The organism is Citrobacter freundii complex sp. 2025EL-00176 (genome assembly GCF_053309355.1).
Map to the genome: position 1 here is coordinate 51156 of NZ_JBRYHT010000017.1, position 21207 is coordinate 72362.

At 52.4% G+C, this 21207-nt stretch carries 20 protein-coding genes; 4 read left to right on the forward strand and 16 right to left on the reverse strand.

The features are described 5' to 3' along the window. Positions 1-252 precede the first annotated feature (252 nt). From wecG to trxA, 15 genes are all read right to left on the reverse strand, one after another. Entirely contained in the window at positions 253-993 is a 741-nt protein-coding gene (gene wecG / locus ACVXHP_RS21835) for a lipopolysaccharide N-acetylmannosaminouronosyltransferase (RefSeq protein WP_447572189.1), read from the reverse strand. Then, the gene (gene wzyE, locus ACVXHP_RS21840; RefSeq protein WP_447572190.1) at positions 993-2348 is read right to left on the reverse strand and encodes an ECA oligosaccharide polymerase; all 1356 of its coding nucleotides are present in this window, start codon (positions 2346-2348) and stop codon (positions 993-995) included. The genes wecG and wzyE overlap by 1 nt, the downstream gene beginning before the upstream one ends. Then, positions 2345-3424, reverse strand: coding sequence for a TDP-N-acetylfucosamine:lipid II N-acetylfucosaminyltransferase (locus ACVXHP_RS21845; protein ID WP_447572191.1), 1080 nt, complete (start codon positions 3422-3424; stop codon positions 2345-2347). The genes wzyE and ACVXHP_RS21845 overlap by 4 nt, the downstream gene beginning before the upstream one ends. Continuing rightward, positions 3421-4671: a lipid III flippase WzxE gene (wzxE, locus tag ACVXHP_RS21850; protein ID WP_316130465.1), complete on the reverse strand. Its 1251-nt coding sequence runs from the start codon at positions 4669-4671 to the stop codon at positions 3421-3423. The genes ACVXHP_RS21845 and wzxE overlap by 4 nt, the downstream gene beginning before the upstream one ends. A gap of 1 nt (position 4672) precedes the next feature. Further along, complete coding sequence (gene rffA / locus ACVXHP_RS21855; RefSeq protein WP_447572192.1) at positions 4673-5803, reverse strand: dTDP-4-amino-4,6-dideoxygalactose transaminase; 1131 nt, start codon at positions 5801-5803, stop codon at positions 4673-4675. Positions 5804-5807: 4 nt separating this feature from the next. Then, the gene (gene rffC, locus ACVXHP_RS21860; RefSeq protein WP_447572193.1) at positions 5808-6485 is read right to left on the reverse strand and encodes a dTDP-4-amino-4,6-dideoxy-D-galactose acyltransferase; all 678 of its coding nucleotides are present in this window, start codon (positions 6483-6485) and stop codon (positions 5808-5810) included. Further along, positions 6463-7344: a glucose-1-phosphate thymidylyltransferase RfbA gene (gene rfbA / locus ACVXHP_RS21865; RefSeq protein ID WP_038634554.1), complete on the reverse strand. Its 882-nt coding sequence runs from the start codon at positions 7342-7344 to the stop codon at positions 6463-6465. The genes rffC and rfbA overlap by 23 nt, the downstream gene beginning before the upstream one ends. Before the next feature lie 33 nt (positions 7345-7377). Beyond that, on the reverse strand, positions 7378-8445 hold the full coding sequence (gene rffG, locus ACVXHP_RS21870; RefSeq protein WP_447572194.1) for a dTDP-glucose 4,6-dehydratase: 1068 nt from the start codon (positions 8443-8445) through the stop codon (positions 7378-7380). Next, positions 8445-9707: a UDP-N-acetyl-D-mannosamine dehydrogenase gene (wecC, locus tag ACVXHP_RS21875; protein WP_447572195.1), complete on the reverse strand. Its 1263-nt coding sequence runs from the start codon at positions 9705-9707 to the stop codon at positions 8445-8447. Before wecC ends, rffG begins: the two co-directional genes overlap by 1 nt. Beyond that, a complete protein-coding gene (gene wecB, locus ACVXHP_RS21880) occupies positions 9704-10834 on the reverse strand; it encodes a non-hydrolyzing UDP-N-acetylglucosamine 2-epimerase (protein WP_304702955.1) in 1131 nt (376 codons plus the stop codon). Before wecB ends, wecC begins: the two co-directional genes overlap by 4 nt. 55 nt (positions 10835-10889) lie before the next feature. Continuing rightward, positions 10890-11936 (reverse strand): ECA polysaccharide chain length modulation protein, encoded by a 1047-nt coding sequence (wzzE, locus tag ACVXHP_RS21885; protein ID WP_447572196.1) that lies wholly within the window; start codon positions 11934-11936, stop codon positions 10890-10892. Between the two features lie 12 nt (positions 11937-11948). After that, positions 11949-13052 carry a UDP-N-acetylglucosamine--undecaprenyl-phosphate N-acetylglucosaminephosphotransferase gene (gene wecA / locus ACVXHP_RS21890; protein ID WP_447572197.1) on the reverse strand — a complete coding sequence of 368 codons (1104 nt, stop codon included), beginning with the start codon at positions 13050-13052 and terminating at the stop codon, positions 11949-11951. Between the two features lie 238 nt (positions 13053-13290). Then, positions 13291-14550 (reverse strand): transcription termination factor Rho, encoded by a 1260-nt coding sequence (gene rho, locus ACVXHP_RS21895; RefSeq protein ID WP_002437993.1) that lies wholly within the window; start codon positions 14548-14550, stop codon positions 13291-13293. A 78-nt stretch (positions 14551-14628) separates the two neighbouring features. Next, positions 14629-14730: a rho operon leader peptide gene (locus ACVXHP_RS21900; RefSeq protein WP_110496374.1), complete on the reverse strand. Its 102-nt coding sequence runs from the start codon at positions 14728-14730 to the stop codon at positions 14629-14631. 158 nt (positions 14731-14888) lie between these two features. Then, on the reverse strand, positions 14889-15218 hold the full coding sequence (gene trxA / locus ACVXHP_RS21905) for a thioredoxin TrxA (RefSeq protein ID WP_001280776.1): 330 nt from the start codon (positions 15216-15218) through the stop codon (positions 14889-14891). Between the two features lie 131 nt (positions 15219-15349). Between trxA and rhlB the strand changes: the two genes are divergently transcribed. Both rhlB and gppA read left to right on the forward strand, forming a co-directional pair. Further along, positions 15350-16618: an ATP-dependent RNA helicase RhlB gene (rhlB, locus tag ACVXHP_RS21910; RefSeq protein WP_003829013.1), complete on the forward strand. Its 1269-nt coding sequence runs from the start codon at positions 15350-15352 to the stop codon at positions 16616-16618. Between the two features lie 136 nt (positions 16619-16754). Beyond that, a complete protein-coding gene (gene gppA / locus ACVXHP_RS21915; RefSeq protein WP_200009519.1) occupies positions 16755-18236 on the forward strand; it encodes a guanosine-5'-triphosphate,3'-diphosphate diphosphatase in 1482 nt (493 codons plus the stop codon). A 37-nt stretch (positions 18237-18273) separates the two neighbouring features. Here gppA and rep read toward each other — a convergent pair whose 3' ends face one another. Then, positions 18274-20298, reverse strand: coding sequence for a DNA helicase Rep (gene rep, locus ACVXHP_RS21920; RefSeq protein WP_200009520.1), 2025 nt, complete (start codon positions 20296-20298; stop codon positions 18274-18276). A gap of 116 nt (positions 20299-20414) precedes the next feature. Here rep and ppiC (ACVXHP_RS21925) point away from each other — a divergent pair, with 116 nt between their 5' ends. Together ppiC (ACVXHP_RS21925) and ppiC (ACVXHP_RS21930) are read left to right on the forward strand one after the other, a co-directional pair. Then, entirely contained in the window at positions 20415-20696 is a 282-nt protein-coding gene (gene ppiC / locus ACVXHP_RS21925; RefSeq protein WP_038634595.1) for a peptidylprolyl isomerase PpiC, read from the forward strand. 49 nt (positions 20697-20745) lie between these two features. Further along, positions 20746-21027: a peptidylprolyl isomerase PpiC gene (gene ppiC, locus ACVXHP_RS21930; RefSeq protein WP_003017999.1), complete on the forward strand. Its 282-nt coding sequence runs from the start codon at positions 20746-20748 to the stop codon at positions 21025-21027. Positions 21028-21207: the final 180 nt, after the last annotated feature.

Below are 21207 nucleotides of genomic sequence, written 5' to 3' on the forward strand. Positions count from 1 at the left end.
CTGTCCGGTATTACCGGTTCTCGTTATGGGTACATCTTGTTATTCCATAACAGGCCATACGGCACCGACCGCTTAACGGTTGGCGCCAAAAACACCACGGCACTGTAATGATTGTTGCGAATGGTTTCCTAAAATCGCTTAAATGGCAATTAAAGCATTCAAAAAATGAATAGATTGTGCGAGAAAGCAGCGATTATGTTGTGAAAAAGTAGCGTGATTAGCAGATCACGCTACTTATCAGAGGAGAGAGCGTCAGAGGTTGCCGGTATAGTGCCAGCGGAGATAGCGCAACAAACGAAGTTGACGGGTGATACGGCTCGGCTGTGACAGTAAGCGATACAGCCACTCCAGCCCCAGATTTTGCCAGAGTTTAGGCGCACGCTTAACGTGACCGGTAAAGACGTCGTAGGTCCCCCCCACCCCCATATACAGCGCTTCAGGGTGGATCTTCCGGCAATCACGCATAAAAATTTCTTGTTTCGGCGACCCCATCGCCACCGTCACCATTTGCGCGCCGCTGGCGTGGATACGTTCAAACAACGCCTGACGCTGCTCCGGCGTAAAATAACCGTCCTGACTACCCACGATGTTCACGCGCCACTGCGCACGCAGTTTGGCTTCGGTTTGCGCCAGAACCTCAGGCTTGCCGCCCACCAGGAAAACAGGCGTTCCCTCCTGCCCGGCTCTCGCCATTAGTGCTTCCCAGAGATCGGCCCCCGCTACGCGTGAAACCTGCGCCTGCGGGAATTTTTTACGCACCGAACGCACCACGCTAATGCCATCCGCATATTTGAACTCAGCGGCGTTAATCAGATCCCGCACTTCAGGGTTATCTTCTGCCGTCAGCATTTTCTCGGCATTGATAGCCACCAGCGTCCCAGGCCTGAGGCGGCCTTCGGCAAACAGGTAATTTAGCGCGTGTTGCATATCACGCCAGCCAATCAGTTGTAACCCGCGCAGCGAATAGAGTGGCGCAGTTGTGTTATCTGTCATTACGATCCTTCAATCTGTGTCTGGGGCTGCGATTTAATTCGTTTATGGATAAGTCCCGCGCTATCGAATAGCCAGAACAGCAGTTTTGCCACCAGCAGACAAACGCCAAAAATCACGAGGAAAAAGACCACTCGCGAGACAAACGAATCCAGTCCTTCACGTGCCAAAACGATCATATTGAAAATGGCGCCAAAACAGAAACTGTGCAAAATGGCCGCCTTGTAGCGATTGGTTTCACGGTTACCTAATTCATATAGCCAGTCGAACCATTTAATGATCAACCCGACGACAATCGCACCTAACGGTATAAACAGCGCCCCGCCCATCACCACCAGCGAACCAATTAACGTGGGCGAAATCGCCAGCCCCGAGTGGTTGTTCAACACCTCCCAGGTAAAGTAGTTCGCGGAGTTGAGTACGATACTCGGGCGCCCAGGCCACAGCCAGGAAGGGATAAAGACGTAGAAATCACGGACAATCGGCGCCAGCCCCTGGAACTCAATATTGTGGTAGTTCTGCAGCAACAGCGCCAGGTTTTCCCACGGCGAGAAGGTATCACGCGTCAGGTACAGGAACGTATAGAACGCCTCGTCACCGCTCACGTTCATCCCGTAGCGTTTCAGCGCCAGCCAGAACATACCGACGATGCCCAACACGCCTGCGGCGGCCAGCATCCACAGCGAAATCCAACCGCGAATAATGCCGATAAACAGGAAAATGGCAAACGCGATAATAATATTGGCGCGCGTTCCACCCACAATCATATAGGTCAATAAGCCAAACGCGACGGTGCTTACCAGGAAGAACAGCCACGCTTTGCTGTCCTGACGCAGGAAGTAGACCACCAACATTGCCGGAATGAAGAAGTAGAAGAAGCGCTTCAACGCCACTCCAGAGACTTCACTGGAAAAAATCTGGCTGTAGGATTGCAGTCTGAACAGCAGGAATCCATTGTGCATAAAGAAGACGCCCACGCTCACCAGCGCAATCGCCATCAGGATAACCCAGGTCAAATGGGCTTCAACGCGATTGATGGTAAAAAGCGGCCTGCGCGGCTTATCCTCTACGCGCTTACGTAAGCGCGTTTTATACGTCACGTAGTAAACGGCATAGAAACAGGCGGCTGACAGCAAAGCCTGCAGCAGGATCTCCGGTGGTGCTACCGCCACATCAAAACGGAACACCAGGATACTGGTCAGCGGGAACCCGAAGAAGAACGTCAGCAAAAACAGCAACGAGAAAAAGACGTTAAAGTTAAAACGCACGCGGCGGAATTCAAACCAGGTTAGCGTGGCGATAAACAAAGTGGAGAGCAGCCAGACCACCAGCAGACCGCTGAATTGCATCAGGCTCATTTGGTTTCTCCTGAAGCAATGCGCAGCGCGTGATGCCACGGCTGCAGATAATTCGGGCTAAAGAAGGTAATCATATTTTTATCTACCAACGCCAGTTGGCGCTGCGCTTCGCGTACGAGACCTTCATTGAGTTGATCTGTCGTAAACAGGACCGGGATATTTTGCTCTGCCATATCCTGCCAGAAAGGATTTTCACGGTTGAGCACGCACGGGATACCGGCCTGGATCAACAAGCATAAGGTGCCGATCCCTTGCTGACGGGCAAAAATAAAGTAGCCCAGATCGCACTGGCGCAATAGTGCCAGATAGGCATCAAACTCCAGTTTTTCACGCAATATTTGCAAATTATCAGCGCTAAATAGTGCCAGACCCGCCTCATGAACCTCGTCGATATAGGCCGTATTATTCGCAGGGTACCCCATCGGCACTATCACATTCACCGTGTCACCAAACTGCTGGTGAACAGCACGTAGCGCGGCAATATGCTCATTGCTGCGATCGCCAGAGTTGCCAACCAACACCGTCATCTTACCGCTGCGCTGACTTTCACTGCTCATATTATTGAGCGAGGGATCCATCCGCGTTGGGAAATAGAGCAGCTCGCCACGAACGTGCGGATGCTGCTCGGCGAAATAACGTAAATCGCCGCGCGTGGCAAACACGCAACCCACGCGATTCTGCGCCATGCGGCGAATCGGGTAAAACAGGCGGAATTTCAGCCCACTGGAAACTTCATATAAATCCGCGCCCCAGATGTGCCAGTAAAACTGCTCCGGTTTAATTCCCCCGCTCAACAGCGCCAGCCACAGGCTGGTGTTGAACTGGCCATGAAAGAAGAAGCGCTGTTGGCGATCCGCTTTCGCCTTCGCAATAACCGCCTGGGCCAGCGCCTTTTTCCCGTCGTAGAAACTCAGCGATAACGCCGGGCAGTTCTCACTGAATCCAGCATCCTGGCCTGCAACCATAAACGTGCGCGCGTGCTCGCTCGTCGCAGCCAGCGAATCGTTAAAAAACCGCAGCACGGTGTGGTTATGGTGAGGGATATCCGATCCCAGAACGTGAATCAGTACAGTCATGCCCGCCTACGCCAGAGTAAAAACACGCCACAACAAAGAGAAAAATAGACGATGTACGTTGCCATATACGCCTGCGCTGCGCCCAGAGCACCATGTGCCGGGATCAGCCAGTGGGCAAACGCCGTCAATAACATGAACTGGCTAATTTCAGCCAAAATATAAAACCGCAGCGATGCTTTCGCGATCACCAGATAACCAAAAACGTAAGCGCCAACTTTCAGTACATCGCCGACCAGTTGCCAGGCAAACAGGTCGCGCATGGCGGTGAATTTTGCGGAAAAGAGCAACCAGATCGCAAAATCACGCAATAGCCAAACGGTAAAGCTCGCGGCGGCAACCGCCGGCAGCACGAACTTCAGCGACTTAATGACCTCGCGGGTAATGTCGCGCTTTTCGGTCAGCCGCGACAACGTCGGCAACAAGTAAACGCTGAATGAAGCGGTAATAAATTGCAGATAGGCATCGGAGATACTGCTGACACCCTGCCAGATCCCTACATCATTCCAGCTGTATTGCGCCGCCAGCAGGTTTCGCATCATCACGTATGCCACAGGCAGCGTCACAGAGGTAATCAACGCCATCAGCGTAAACTTGCTTAGCTGCCCTGCCAGACCATGGTCCCACGAGGGCTTCAGGTAATGCAGCGGAATAGTCCCACGCTTAAGCAGCATAATGATGGCAGGGATAACGACCAGCGCAGGCACCAGGGCCAGACCCAGCAAGGCGCCTTCATATCCCCCCAGGCGATAGCAGCCATAGTAAGCTACTACGCCCACCAGACTACCCACAATCAGCGACAGCGCGTTGCCTGCCGCATCGCGGAAGCCTTTCATCAGCGCCAGCAGCAGATTCGCCCAGGCGATGCCCATCTGCACCAGCGCAACCAGTCGAACCAGACCCTGATAATGCGTATGGCCAAACAACCCCTGACTAATAGGCGCGGCCGCCAGTAGGAAAATCGCCGCCATCAGCGTAGAGAATCCCAGCACCATAGCAGAAGATGTACCGACCACCTTACGGAGCCGGGCCGGATCGTCATGGTGCTGCGCAACGTATTTCGTGACGCCGTTGAAAATGCCGGCCCCCGCCAACACGCCCAGCACGGTAACCATTTGGCGAAAATTTCCCGCCTGACCCACACCTGCCGGGCCAAAGGAGACGGCCAATAGTTTCACCACCAGCAAACCCGCCCCAATTTTTACCAGCGTACTGGCCGCCGTCCATAAGGACGCTTTAGCAAGCGACATATCAGGCGAAGTAATTGAGTAAGGTCGAAATTACCGTTCGCTGATTAACCGGCGACAGGTTATAGAACAGCGGTAAACGCAGCAGGCGCTCGCTCTCTTTGGTGGTGTAACGATCCACACCGGCAAAGACGCCAAATTTATCGCCAGCCGGGCAATCATGCAGCGGAATATAGTGGAACACCGCCATAATTTCAGCTTCTTTGAGGAAGTTAATTAACGCGGTGCGATCGTCGATATCGCGCAGCTTGATATAAAACATATGCGCGTTCTGCACACAGTTTTCCGGGACAGCAGGCAGCTCAATACGTCCGGCACGCGCCAGCGGTTCGAGGACATCATAGTAATTCTGCCACAGCGCCAAACGTTGCTGGTTAATACGGTCAGCCGCTTCCAGTTGCGCCCACAGATAGGCAGCCTGCAGATCGGACATCAGATAGCTGGAGCCGATATCGCGCCAGGTATACTTATCTACCTGGCCGCGGAAAAATTGACTACGGTTCGTCCCTTTTTCCCGAATTATCTCGGCACGTTCGACTAATTTTTTATCATTAATCAGCGTCGCGCCGCCTTCACCGCCTGCGGTGTAGTTTTTGGTTTCATGGAAGCTAAAGCAGCCGATATGACCAATCGTCCCCAGCGCCCGACCTTTGTAGGTCGACATCACGCCCTGCGCCGCATCTTCAACCACATACAGGTTATGTTTGCTGGCCAGCGCCATAATGGTATCCATTTCACAGGCCACGCCCGCGTAATGTACCGGCACAATAGCGCGGGTTTTATCGGTGATCGCCGCTTCAATCAGCGTTTCGTCAATGTTCATGGTATCCGGACGGATATCAACAAAGACGATTTTCGCCCCACGTAGAACGAATGCGTTGGCTGTGGAGACAAATGTGTAGCTCGGCATGATGACTTCATCGCCAGGCTGAATGTCCAACAGCAATGCCGCCATCTCAAGCGATGCGGTACAAGATGGCGTCAGCAGAACTTTCTCGCTGCCAAAATGCTGCTCCAGCCACTGCTGACAGCGGCGGGTAAAGCCGCCGTCGCCACACAGTTTGCCGCTGTTCATCGCAGACTGCATGTAATCGAGTTCAGTTCCCACCACCGGTGGTGCATTAAATGGAATCATCGTGTCACCTGTATAACCAATACGCGGTGCTTTCCACATTCGCACCACTGTCTATGTAACGTTTAAGCGCGGCGGTGTTGCCTATTTGGGTTGCCACGCGCAATGTTGTTTTACCGCGGGCCTGCGCCCAGCAAAGCGCAGCCAGCATTAGTTCTTCGCCTGCGCCACGTCCCGCCAGCAGGCCTATTCGCGCCTCGGTCGCATTCAGTTCGCGCAGTGAGACATAACCACGAATTTCACCTGTCGGCGTGCGTAAAACGAGACATTGATGATCGAACGTCCCCAGCACCGCATTTTCAATCCACTGCGCATAAAAACGCGAACTGGCATCTGCGGCATACCACGGAGCGCGGAAACGACTTTGCGCGAACGCCTGGGCCGCCAGGCGGCGTAATGCCGGGATATCCGTAGTCTGTGCGATCTGCGCGTCAGTGTTGCCGCTGGCATACGCCACAGGCAGCACAAAATCCACTTCGCCTTCGACCAGTGAGAAACCCAACTGCTGCAAGGCATCTACTTCATGGGTATTTGCGGCAGGAATTTTTGCCTGTACCCGCGACCAGCGACTTAACGCATCCACCGTCAGAACCGGCGCGTGTTGGTCAAAACGTATAATGGCGCTATTCACGCCAAAAAACGTATTTTCCCAGCTAAGCGGCTCAATACTGGCGCGGACGAGCACGGAGCAGCTCCAGCAAATATTGGCCATAACCCGTTTTAGCCAGCGAACTGGCAGCACGCTTCACGCCTTCGTCATCCAGCCAACCGTTACGCCAGGCGATCTCTTCCAGACAGGCTATTTTAAAGCCCTGACGTTTTTCTACCGTCTGCACAAACGTGCTCGCTTCGATCAAACTGTCATGCGTCCCGGTATCCAGCCAGGCAAAGCCACGCCCCAGCAATTCTACCGTCAGATGCCCGTCATCGAGATACATCTGGTTGATCGACGTAATCTCCAGTTCTCCACGCTCAGAAGGTTTCACGCGTTTTGCGTATTCCACCACTTTGCTGTCATAGAAATAGAGGCCGGTTACCGCCCAGTTAGATTTCGGTGCTTTCGGCTTCTCTTCCAGAGAGATAGCGCGAAAATTGTCGTCAAACTCCACAACACCAAAACGTTCGGGATCCATCACCTGGTAACCAAACACCGTCGCACCTTCTGTTCGGGCGGCTACATGTCGTAGTTTTGGACTGAAGCCCTGCCCAAAGAAGATATTATCCCCTAATACCAGACATGACGGCTCCCCGTTAAGGAACGTTTCACCAATGATAAATGCCTGAGCTAATCCATCCGGGCTGGGTTGCTCGGCATAGTGCAGTTCAATGCCGAACTCTGAGCCATCGCCTAACAAACGCTGGAAGTAACCTTTATCTTCCGGCGTGGTAATAATCAGAATTTCGCGAATCCCCGCCAGCATTAGCACTGATAGCGGATAGTAAATCATCGGCTTATCGTAAATGGGCAATAGCTGCTTCGATACGCCACGCGTAATGGGATACAGGCGAGTACCTGAGCCGCCCGCCAGAATGATACCTTTCATGCGTTGTCTCCTCCGGGAGCCAAAACCAGGCTGTTAGCCCTTCAGACCTAAACGTTCGCCCTGATAGCTGCCATCCTGCACGGGTTTCCACCATGCCTGATTATCCAGATACCACTGCACGGTTTTGCGCATTCCGCTTTCAAACGTTTCCTGCGGCATCCAGCCCAATTCGCGCGCAATTTTCGACGCATCAATGGCATATCGCACATCATGGCCCGGGCGATCGTCAACAAAAGTGATCAAGTCTCGGTACTGTGCAATGCCTTGTAGTTTTTGCGGCGCCAGCTCTTCCAACAGGCTGCAAACCGTTTCGACAACGTCCAGGTTTTTACGCTCATTGTGACCACCAATATTATAGGTTTCCCCAATCGCGCCCGTTGTTGCCACGCAATAGAGCGCCCTGGCATGATCTTCTACGTACAACCAGTCGCGGATCTGTTGGCCATTGCCGTATACCGGCAGCGGTTTCCCAGCCAATGCGTTGAGGATCATCAGCGGAATGAGTTTTTCCGGGAAATGATAGGGACCATAGTTGTTAGAGCAGTTGGTAATAAGCGTTGGCAGGCCATAGGTTCGCAGCCAGGCGCGTACCAGATGATCGCTGCTGGCTTTCGACGCGGAATAAGGGCTACTCGGCGCATACGGCGTGCTTTCAGTAAAGAAATCATCCGTCGAATGGAGATCGCCATACACCTCATCAGTTGAGATATGGTGGAAGCGAAACGCCGATTTTTTCTCGCCGGCCAATGCACTCCAGTAAGCGCGCGCCGCTTCCAACAACGTGTAGGTGCCCACAATATTGGTTTCGATAAAGGCAGCCGGACCATCAATGGAGCGATCGACATGGCTTTCTGCCGCCAGATGCATCACGCAGTCTGGCTGGTATTGTTGAAACACCTTGTCGAGCGATGCCCGATCGCAGATATCGACTTTTTCAAAGGCAAAACGGTCATTCTGTGCAACCGGCGTCAATGACATCAGGTTGCCGGCATAGGTCAGCTTATCGACCACAACCACCGCATCCTGGGTCTCATGAATAATATGCCGTACAACCGCCGAGCCGATAAACCCCGCGCCACCGGTAACCAGAATTCGTTTCATTAGCGCCAGACCCCTTTGGTATCAACGATGTACTGCTGAAGAACCGCATCGCCTTTAATGGCTTTAAATTCATTATGGTCGACCAGCATGACCAGCACATCGGCGCTTGCCAGCGCTCCGTCTAGTGTCGCCAGTTGGCAAATGCCGTCCAGTTTCTTCGGCAGTTGATGGATATTCGGTTCCACCACCAGCATTTCACCTTTGTGCCAATGCGCGATACTCTGCGCAATTCCCATCGCCGGACTTTCACGCAAATCATCAATATTCGGTTTAAAAGCCAAACCAAAGCAGGCGATTTTCACTTCGCTGGCCCGTTTGTTGGTATCTGCCAGACAGTCGGCTACAGCGGCTTTTACCCGCTCGACGACCCAATGAGGCTTACCATCATTAACCTCGCGTGCGGTACGGATCAGTTTCGCCTGCTGCGGGTTCTGCGCCACGATAAACCACGGATCGACCGCGATACAGTGCCCACCAACGCCCGGTCCGGGTTGCAGAATATTTACACGCGGATGACGGTTTGCCAGGCGGATCAGTTCCCAGACGTTAATCCCCTGATCGGCGCAAATTAACGATAATTCATTCGCGAAGGCGATATTGACGTCGCGAAAGCTATTCTCAGTCAGCTTACACATTTCCGCGGTGCGGGCGTTGGTTACGACACATTCGCCCTCAAGGAAGATGTTATACAGCTCACTGGCGCGCGCGGAACAGACGGAAGTCATCCCGCCGATCACGCGGTCGTTTTTAATCAGTTCAACCATGACCTGGCCTGGCAACACGCGCTCCGGGCAATAAGCAATATTCACATCGGCCTGTTCACCGACCTGCTGCGGGAACGTCAGGTCTGGCCGCATTTCTGCAAGCCATGCGGCTATCTGTTCAGTTGCCCCGACAGGTGACGTCGATTCAAGTATCACTAATGCGCCTTTTTTCAGCACCGGCGCGACAGACTTAGCCGCAGCTTCAACGTAGACCATATCGGGTTCATGCTCTCCCTTGAATGGGGTAGGCACAGCAATCAGATATGCATCAGCTTCTACGGGAGTGATGGTTGCACGAAGAAATCCGTTTTCGACCGCCGTTTTCACCACAGCGCCCAGATCGGGCTCAACAATGTGAATTTCGCCGCGATTAATGGTATCCACCGCATGTTGATTTACATCTACGCCAATTACATGTTTTTGACGGGAAGCAAAGGCAGCCGCCGTTGGCAGTCCGATATAACCCAGCCCAATGACAGAAATGGTCGTAAAACTCATAGCGATACCCGATTATTTTTTAACGCGTGTAAAATACGGCCACACGCCTGCCCGTCACCATATGGGTTATGGGCACGGCTCATGGTCTGATATTCATTGTCGTCATGCAGCAAACGCGTGACTTCTTCTACGATACGCTGTGGGTCAGTTCCCACCAGACGTACAGTGCCTGCGGTAATGGCTTCAGGCCGTTCCGTTGTTTCGCGCATCACCAGCACAGGTTTCCCCAGGGACGGAGCTTCTTCCTGAATTCCGCCGGAATCGGTCAGGATCAGCCAGGCGTGATTCATCAGCCAGACAAACGGCATGTAGTCCTGCGGTTCAATCAGAATCACGTTTTCAACGTGACCCAGGATGCGGTTGACCGGCTCGCTGACGTTAGGATTCAGGTGTACCGGGTAGACAATCTGCACATTCTGATTAGCCGCGGCAATTTCCGCCAGCGCGTGGCAAATTTGCTCAAAACCGCGACCGAAGCTTTCCCGGCGATGACCGGTCACCAGGATCATCTTTTTGTCAGCGTTCAGGAAAGGGTAATGTTCTGCCAGTTCAGCCCGCAAAGCATCACTCGCCAGTACGCGGTCGCGTACCCAGATCAACGCATCAATAACCGTATTGCCGGTAACGAAAATACGATTATCAGGAATAGCTTCCCGTAACAAATTTTGCCGCGAGTTTTCTGTTGGCGCAAAATGATACATAGCCAGACGCCCGGTCAGCGTACGGTTCGCCTCTTCCGGCCAGGGAGAGTAGAGATCGCCGGTACGTAAACCTGCCTCGACATGCCCCACCGGGATGCGCTGATAAAACGCAGCCAAACTGGTGGCAATCGTGGTCGTGGTATCACCGTGGACCAGCACCACATCAGGTTTGAAATCAGCCAGAATTGGCTTTAATCCTTCAAGGATTCGGCAGGTAATTTCTGTTAACCCCTGACCTGGCTGCATAATATTGAGATCGTAATCAGGTACTATGGAAAAGAGGTTCAACACCTGATCGAGCATCTCCCGATGTTGCGCCGTGACGCAAACTTTCGCCTCAAAATCAGGATCTTTTGCCAACGCATGAACCAGAGGTGCCATTTTTATAGCCTCCGGTCGCGTGCCAAATACAGTCAGTACTTTCACATCGATTCTCTTCGGATTGGCAGTGAGGGCCCAGCCCCTCACTGCAACGGTATTGCTAAATCGCGCGGCGACGGGTTAATGCGACGCCAGCACCGATCAGAGCCCCAACGATGCCCCACATAATCATCAGGAAGGCACGGCGCGGACTATCGCGTTTTACCGGCTCTTCCGGCGTACGCAAATAACGATAGGTCTGAAAACGAGGATCCAGAGTTGGCCCAACGTTCAGTGTGTTAAGCATGGCTCGGTTTTGGAAGTAGTCCAGATCAAAGTCCGGACCAACGGACTGTAGGTTTTCGAGTCGCGCCTGCAGCATAGGGCGTCCGAGCAAGAACAGTTCAGAATCCGGCAACTCATCAGCAGGAACATCGGTGGAAGTACGAGAAATGTTATGCTGTTCGGCAATTTTGAGTGCTTGTTCAATACTATGAACACGGCGAGAGAATATCGATTTCGCCACTTCTTCCTGGCGCTTAACCTGCGCCTTCATCTGCACGGTGCGCGCAGCCCAGGCCCCTTTTAACTCTTCGTTCAGATGACGCGCCGCACGCTGGCTGGCAAAGGCGACATACTGACGCAGCAGATTGTTGGCATCAGGAGCCGTCTCCGCAATCAGCTTCACACTGTCATTGGTATTGCGTAACGCATCGCCAGGCATAAACTGGATGTTACCAATCAGTTCGTCCAGCATTGCCGCATCGGCTTTACTGTTACCCACCATACGCTGCTTATAGTAATCAGTCTGCTGCCAGAATTCACGGCGCGTATCCCAGGAGGCAAGCTGCATGATGAATTCTTTGTAGGCTTCGTCCATCACCGACGGCTGGTCCGCAGATGCGAGGCTAGCCTTAATATCCAGGTTACGCAAAAACTGCTGTTGAGAATAGTAACCACCCAACATATTGACCGTTGGCCGGTCTGAAATCGCCGTAGCACTCCACTCCTGACGAGCAAAAAACGTATAGGCGAGAGCGGCTAGCGCGAAGGCGAGCGCTATACCGACGATCCACACCTTCCCTGCCCACAAGGTACGAAACAACCCACGGATATCCAGTTCATTTTCAGCGCTCATGGCGTGTTCCCCCGGTAATGGTTGTGTCATCGTACCCTCAATTTATTTGGTTAAGTTTGGTTTACTTTCACGATTTCTACGCAGCTTGCGCTTTAAGCGTTTGATAAATCTCGCTACCTTCCAGGCACGTTTAATACAATAGTCGTATAAAACAAATGCCAGTAAAAAGAGCACCAGCATCACCCATTCCGGAACAACTCGGGAATATTCGGCCAGTACGCCGATAGCAGCCAGAATCGCTGCAGCCAACGTAATCAGGACAAAAGCCTGTCGGGAGGTAAACCCAGCGCGCATGATCAAGTGATGAATATGTTGGCGATCCGGGGAGAAAGGACTCATGCCTTTACGTAAACGACGATACATAATCGCCACCATATCCATTAGCGGAATGGCGATAATCCACAGTGCAGTGACCGGGCTAATAGGATGCGTTTTCCCCTGTGTAGTCTCCAGCAGGATCCAAATTACCGTGAAGCCAATCAGCGTACTTCCCGCATCGCCCATAAAGACTTTATAGCGACGTCCGAGAATCCCCAGGTTTAGCATGATATAAGGCAGGATGGCGGCAATCATGGCAAAACACCAGATAGCCAGACTTGTCTGACCATCGAACCACAGAATAAGCCCCATCGCGGCAAAGGAAACGCTGGATAATCCGCCTAACAGACCATCAATGCCATCAACCATATTGAAGGCATTAATCGCCGCCCAGACGGCAAAAAGGGTAAGGAAGTAACCAAATGGACCGAGCACCATCTCCCAGGGGCCAAAAATATACCCCAGGCTTAGCAAATACAGCTTACCAACCGCCATCATAATGATGCCGATGAGGGCCTGGACGGTTGCGCGGATTTTTACACTGATATCAAAACGGTCATCCAGGGCACCGATAAATACCAGTACCCCAGCACAGGCCAGGTAGAGAGTAGCATGCGGAATATAATAATCGGCGATGAGGAATGTAAAGCAAATGCCTGCGTAAACAGAAATCCCCCCAACCAGCGGAATCAGTCCCTGATGACGTTTGCGGAAGTTGGGTTTATCCACCAATCCTATCTTTTTCGCAACCTTGCGGGCAAAGAAAAGAAACAGCGTTGTGAATAAAAAAATACTGATGAGATCAGTACTTGCTGTCAGTAAATTCACTATACATGCTCTCAAAGAATATCAATATATGAAGTATAACCATCGAGGCGCATATTCAGAAGAGAAACCCGATTCCATATCAGGTGGTTCTGTATGATTATTAACCACAAAATACGAATTACAACCCTTCTTCGCCTGGCGGTATGTCATACCGGATTATTGTTATTGTGTCGTTAAGATTACATCTACAAAAGCAAAACGCCACGTAAAAACGTGGCGTTTTCAGATGATACCAGGATCAGGAACGCTTCATCATATCGAAGAAGTCGTCGTTGGTCTTGGTCATCGCCAGCTTGTTAATGAGGAATTCCATGGCGTCGATTTCACCCATCGGATGGATGATTTTGCGCAGGATCCACATTTTCTGCAGCTCTTCCTGGGTGGTGAGCAGCTCTTCTTTACGGGTACCGGAACGGTTGTAGTCGATAGCCGGGAAGACGCGTTTTTCCGCAATCTTACGAGAGAGATGCAGTTCCATGTTGCCGGTACCTTTAAACTCTTCGTAGATAACTTCATCCATTTTAGAGCCGGTATCGATCAGCGCGGTCGCGATAATGGTCAGGCTGCCACCTTCTTCCACGTTACGCGCAGCACCGAAGAAACGCTTCGGACGGTGCAGGGCGTTAGCGTCCACACCACCGGTCAGAACTTTACCGGAAGCCGGAACCACGGTGTTATAAGCGCGCGCCAGACGGGTGATGGAGTCGAGCAGAATGATAACGTCTTTCTTGTGTTCAACCAGACGTTTCGCCTTCTCAATGACCATTTCCGCAACCTGAACGTGACGGGATGCCGGTTCGTCAAAGGTAGAAGCAACCACTTCACCTTTCACCAGACGCTGCATCTCGGTTACTTCTTCCGGACGTTCGTCAATCAGCAGCACCATCAGCACACAGTCTGGATGATTGTAGGCAATGCTCTGCGCGATGTTCTGCAGTAGCATGGTTTTACCCGCTTTCGGCGGAGCAACAATCAGACCACGCTGGCCACGACCGATAGGCGATGCCAGATCCAGTACGCGCGCCGTTAAGTCTTCAGTAGAACCGTTACCGCGTTCCATACGCAGACGAGAGTTTGCGTGCAGCGGGGTTAAGTTCTCAAAGAGGATTTTGTTACGGGCGTTTTCTGGTTTGTCGTAGTTAACTTCATTAACTTTCAACAGCGCAAAGTAGCGTTCACCTTCTTTCGGCGGGCGAATCTTACCAGAAATGGTATCACCAGTGCGGAGGTTGAAACGGCGGATTTGGCTGGGAGAAACGTAGATGTCATCAGGACCGGCGAGGTAGGAGCTGTCTGCAGAGCGGAGGAAACCAAATCCGTCCTGCAATATCTCCAGCACACCGTCACCAAAGATATCCTCGCCACTCTTTGCGTGCTGCTTCAGGATGGCAAAAATAATGTCCTGCTTGCGCATACGAGCCAGGTTTTCCAGGCCCATATTTTCGCCGAGAGTGATCAGCTCAGAAACCGGCGTATTCTTTAATTCGGTAAGATTCATAATGGTGTGAGTTCTTAAACTTGGGGTAAATCTCGAACTTAATGTTGTGAATGGTATGGCAGGGTCATCCATGCCTGTTTACGGCCATCGACTCATGTCTGTTCGCTGTCTGGTCACAGGAAAGTACGCAGAACTGAAACGACAAGACGGATTGAGTGATAAGGCCCTGAATCTGTCCACTTCTCGCGCGAGAAACAACGGGAAGTATGGGATGTAACCAGATTCAAACTTAATAAGGTATGTTTAATACGAAGTCAACACTAACTTAGCACGACTCAAGTCGGGCGTCCAGTCATCCGAATCAATTCGAAGTACGGTCGCCCGATCATGAGACTTCCTTACGCCAAATTCGCGTCGAGGAATTCTTTCAACTGACCTTTGGACAGTGCGCCGACTTTGGTCGCCGCTACTTCGCCGTTTTTAAACAGCAGCAGGGTCGGGATACCACGAATACCATACTTCGGCGCGGTGCCTGGGTTTTGGTCAATGTTCAGTTTAGCAACCGTCAGTTTGCCTTGATATTCGTCAGCGATTTCATCCAGAATCGGAGCGATCATTTTGCACGGACCGCACCACTCTGCCCAGAAATCAACAAGGATCGCTCCGTCCGCTTTGAGTACATCCGTGTCAAAACTGTCGTCAGTCAGGTGAATAATTTTATCGCTCATATATAACTCCACAGGAATAAGCCTGGCGTGTTGGTGTAGGCTGTTGGTGTAGCATTAACCAACTAAAGGTTGACTTTATTTCACCGGATACGCTTTCGTAAAGCAATAGTAAGCTGATATTCTACCACACTATGAGCAAAACACATTTAACAGAACAGAAGTTTTCCGACTTCGCCCTGCACCCAAAGGTGATAGAAGCCCTTGAAAATAAAGGGTTTCATAACTGCACGCCCATTCAGGCCCTCGCGCTGCCGCTAACGCTGGCAGGTCGTGATGTTGCAGGGCAGGCGCAAACCGGTACCGGAAAAACGATGGCGTTCCTGACGTCGACGTTTCATTATCTTCTCTCTCATCCCGCGATTGCCGATCGCAAGGTGAACCAACCGCGTGCGTTAATTATGGCGCCAACGCGTGAGTTAGCCGTGCAGATCCACGCCGATGCCGAGCCGCTGGCACAGACCACCGGTCTGAAATTAGGCCTGGCTTATGGCGGCGACGGTTACGACAAACAGCTGAAAGTGCTGGAAAGCGGCGTCGATATTCTTATCGGCACGACCGGTCGTCTCATTGACTATGCAAAGCAGAACCACATTAACCTGGGCGCGATTCAGGTCGTGGTGCTGGATGAAGCCGATCGTATGTACGATCTGGGCTTTATTAAAGATATCCGTTGGCTGTTCCGTCGTATGCCGCCAACCACCCAACGTCTGAACATGCTGTTTTCTGCAACCCTCTCTTATCGCGTTCGCGAACTGGCGTTCGAACAGATGAATAACGCTGAGTACGTTGAAGTCGAACCGGAGCAGAAAACAGGTCACCGCATTAAAGAAGAACTCTTCTATCCTTCCAACGAAGAAAAAATGCGTTTATTGCAAACGCTGATTGAAGAAGAGTGGCCAGACCGCGCCATCGTCTTTGCTAACACCAAGCACCGTTGTGAAGATATCTGGGGCAGCCTCGCTGCGGATGGTCATCGCGTCGGCCTGCTGACCGGTGACGTGGCGCAGAAAAAACGCCTGCGTATTCTGGATGAGTTCACCCGTGGCGATCTCGACATTCTCGTTGCGACTGACGTCGCCGCGCGTGGCCTGCATATCCCAGCCGTAACGCACGTCTTTAACTATGACCTGCCGGATGACTGTGAAGATTACGTTCACCGTATCGGTCGTACGGGTCGTGCTGGCGCAAGCGGTCACTCTATCAGCCTGGCATGCGAAGAATACGCGCTGAATTTACCTGCAATCGAGACCTATATCGGCCACTCGATTCCGGTCAGCAAATACAACCCGGATGCGTTAATGACCGATCTGCCGAAGCCGCTGCGCCTGACGCGCCCGCGCACAGGCAATGGCCCGCGTCGTACCGGTGGCGCTCCGCGTAATCGTCGTCGTTCAGGTTAAGAAAAGTTATGCCATACACAAAATCATTCAGCCTTTATCAAGGCGGCAAGAAAACGAATCCCGATGAGCTTACTAAAGTAAGTGATTCGGGTGAGAGAACGCAGCCAACACAGATACAGGTTGAAGGATGAAGTGTATGAACTCTACCTCGTTGTATGCAGCAATCGATCTCGGCTCCAATAGTTTTCATATGCTGGTCGTACGCGAGGTGGCGGGAAGCATCCAGACGCTCACGCGTATAAAACGCAAAGTGCGTCTGGCCGCTGGGCTCAACAGCGATTACGTTCTCTCCACAGAGGCGATGGAGCGCGGTTGGCAATGTCTGCGCCTGTTTGCTGAACGCCTGCAGGATATACCTCAACCGCAAATCCGCGTGGTCGCCACGGCAACATTACGCATCGCCGTAAATGCCGATGTGTTTATCGCCAAAGCTCAAGAAATCCTCGGCTGTCCTGTCCAGGTCATTAGCGGCGAAGAAGAAGCACGACTGATTTATCAGGGTGTTGCCCACACTACCGGTGGGGCCGATCAGCGTCTGGTCGTGGATATTGGCGGCGCCAGCACTGAACTGGTCACCGGCTCCGGCGCACAAACGACGTCCTTGTTTAGCCTGTCAATGGGCTGCGTCACCTGGCTCGAACGGTATTTTACCGATCGTAATCTGGCGCAGGAAAACTTCGACCAGGCCGAGAAGGCTGCGCGCGAAGTGCTGCGTCCGGTTGCTGACAAACTGCGTTTTCATGGCTGGAAAGTCTGCGTTGGTGCTTCTGGTACCGTCCAGGCGCTGCAGGAAATCATGATGGCGCAAGGCATGGATGAGCGCATTACGCTGGCGAAACTTCAGCAGCTAAAACAGCGAGCCATTCATTGTGGTCGCCTGGAAGAGCTGGAAATTGAAGGCTTAACGCTGGAACGTGCGCTGGTTTTCCCCAGCGGGCTGGCGATCCTGATTGCCATTTTCACCGAACTGAATATTCAGTGCATGACCCTTGCCGGCGGCGCATTACGCGAAGGGCTGGTCTATGGCATGCTACATCTGGCGGTGGATCAGGATATTCGCAGTCGCACGTTACGTAATATTCAGCGTCGATTTATGGTCGATACAGAGCAAGCGCATCGCGTTGCCAAATTAGCGACAAAATTCCTCGATCAAGTGGAAAATAAGTGGCATCTGGAAGCAATTAGCCGCGAACTGCTGATTAGCGCCTGCCAACTGCATGAAATTGGGCTGAGCGTTGATTTTAAACAGGCGCCACAGCATGCGGCTTATCTGGTACGTAATCTCGATCTTCCGGGTTTTACGCCAGCGCAGAAAAAACTGTTAGCCACGCTGTTACTCAACCAGACCAATCCGGTCGATCTCTCATCGCTCCATCAGCAAAACGCCGTGCCTCCGCGCATCGCGGAGCACCTTTGCCGTTTGCTACGGCTGGCGATCATCTTCGCCAGCCGTCGTCGCGATGATTTGGTGCCGGAAATTCAGCTGGATGCAAGAGATGAGCATCTGACGGTAATACTGCCTGAAGGCTGGCTGGAACATCACCCGCTAGGAAAAGAGCTCATCGATCAGGAAAGTGAGTGGCAAAGCTATGTCCACTGGCCGCTGGAAGTACGTTAATCGTTGATTTGCCGGAAGGCGCTCGCGCTAATCCGGCCTACGATTTCTCTTTTGCCTTTGCCATCATCGCCCGAATATTGGCAATACTGGCCTGCCCTTTTTGCATCCGCTCCTCAGCGCTTACCGCTTTACGCTCCTGTTCCCAGATAACGTCATCCTGTGGCAGTTCTAACAGGAAACGGCTTGGTTCCGGGCGTACCAGCTCGCCGTACTGACGGCGTTCTTTACACAGTGTAAAGATGAGCTCTTTCTGCGCGCGGGTAATCCCTACATAAGCCAGACGACGCTCTTCATCGATATTGTCTTCATCAATGCTGCTCTGGTGCGGCAAAAATCCCTCTTCCATTCCCACCATAAATACGTACGGGAACTCCAGCCCTTTTGAAGCATGCAGCGTCATCAACTGCACCTGATCCAGTTCTTCTTCGCTCTCTCCGCGCTCCATCATGTCGCGCAGGGTAAAACGAGTAACCACCTGGGTCAGGGTCATTGGCTCTTCCAGCTCGCTGCCTTCCAGCATCTCTGTCATCCAGCTAAACAGCGTGTTGACGTTCTTCATGCGCATTTCTGCCGCTTTCGGACTCGGCGAGGTTTCATACAGCCAGGACTCGTAATCAATGCCGTGGATAAGATCGCGTACGGCCGCAACGGGCTCACGCTCTGCCAGGCGCTGAATTTCACCCAACCAGTGCGTAAAACGGGTCAGTGAATCATATCCGCGTCCGGTCAGCGTCTGGCTCAGGCCCATGTCAAAGCTGGCGGTAAACAGGCTTTTATTACGCGTCATCGCCCATTCACCCAATTTCTGCAGCGTTGCCGGGCCAATCTCGCGCTTCGGCGTATTAACGATACGCAGGAACGCGCTGTCGTCGTCCGGGTTACTGAGTACGCGTAGATAGGCCAACAGATCTTTAATCTCCGGACGGGAGAAGAACGATGTCCCACCAGAAATCTTGTACGGGATACGGTTCTGCATCAGGAATTTTTCGAACACCCGCGACTGGTGGTTGCCGCGATACAGAATCGCGTAGTCCTTGTACTGTGTCTTGTTGACGAAGTGATGGGCAATCAGTTCGCCGGTGACACGCTCCGCTTCGTGCTCTTCGTTATTGGCGCTCAGTACTTTAAGCTCCGCACCATAGCCCAGCTCGGAAAAGAGCCGTTTTTCAAACACATGCGGATTGTTAGCGATGAGAATATTCGCCGCCTTCAGAATGCGCCCAGAGGAGCGGTAGTTTTGCTCCAGTTTAACCACCTGCAAGGCCGGGAAGTCTTTGCTCAACAGCACCAGGTTCTGCGGACGCGCGCCGCGCCAGGAGTAGATCGACTGATCGTCATCGCCCACCACGGTAAAGCGCGCCCGTTTCCCCACCAGCAGCTTCACCAGCTCGTACTGACTGGTATTAGTATCCTGATATTCATCCACCAGCAGATAGCGGATTTTATTCTGCCAGCGCTCGCGCACTTCTTCATTACGCTGAAGCAGCAGCGTGGGAAGCAGGATCAGATCGTCAAAATCGAGAACGTTACACGCCTTCATGTGTGCATCGTACAAACCGTAGCAGTGGGCAAAAATACGATCCCGCTCGCCCTTTGCGCTGGCTGCCGCCTGCGCCGGGGTCATCAGATCGTTTTTCCAGTTGGAGATCGTCGAGATCAACTGTTGGAGAATAAGCTTATCGTCTTCAATTAGCCCCTCGGTCAGCTCCTTAAGTAGAGCCACCTGGTCAGTATCGTCAAACAGCGAGAAGTTCGACTTCATCCCCAGCGCCGCATATTCACGCTTAATGACATCCAGTCCCAGGGTGTGGAAAGTGGAGATCATCAGCCCGCGCGCCTCTTTGCGCCCCAGCGTTTGCGCCACGCGCTCTTTCATCTCGCGCGCGGCCTTATTGGTAAAGGTCACGGCGGCAATATGGCGCGCCTGGTAGCCACATTCACGAATCAGATGCGCGATTTTGTTAGTGATAACACGCGTCTTACCGGAACCCGCTCCCGCCAGCACCAGGCAGGGTCCGGTGACGAATTCAACGGCTTGTTGTTGTCCGGGGTTCAAACGCATAGGGGGATTGCTCAATCTGTAAACACGGGGAGGTGGATTGTAGCAGAAAGTCAGGCTGAGATTTACCCGTCAAATGGTAAAGTGTTCGGCAGAGATCCTTTGATGAGAATAACCCTATGGCTAAGAGCGCGGCAGCCCTGCACATCCTGGTAAAAGAAGAAAAACTTGCTTTGGAGATCCTCAGCAAGCTGGATCGCGGTATTAGCTTCGATCACCTGGCAAAACGCTACTCTCGCTGCCCTTCCGGGCGCAACGGCGGCGATTTGGGTGAATTCAAACAGGGGATGATGGTGGGGCCATTTGATGCCGCCGTGTTTAGCTGCCCGTTACTGAAACCTTACGGGCCGGTCAAAACCAAATTCGGCTATCACATCATCAAGGTGCTGTATCGCCGATAAGCCATGCTAAAATCGCCAGCCTTATATATTCCCTTTTGAAGGCACGATCATGGCAAAAACAGCAGCAGCAGTGCATATCCTTGTAAAAGAAGAGAAACTGGCACTGGATCTCCTGGAGCAGATTAAAAACGGCGCCGACTTCGGCAAACTGGCGAAGAAACACTCCATCTGCCCGTCGGGCAAACGCGGTGGTGATTTAGGTGAATTCCGCCAGGGCCAGATGGTGCCGGCGTTCGACAAAGTGGTCTTCTCTTGCCCGGTGCTGGAGCCAACCGGCCCGCTGCATACCCAGTTCGGTTACCACATCATTAAGGTGCTGTATCGTAACTAACAGAAAGCCCGGGGTATAAACCTCCGGGCTTTTTGCCTGATGACGCTTCGCTTATCAGGCCTACGAAATGTTATAACTATGACATTCCTCTATGGATTTCGGCTTACCGGAAGGCGGCAAGGGAGTTCATCCCCAGGAGCATAGATAACTATGTGACTGGGTGACTGGGGTGAACGAGCG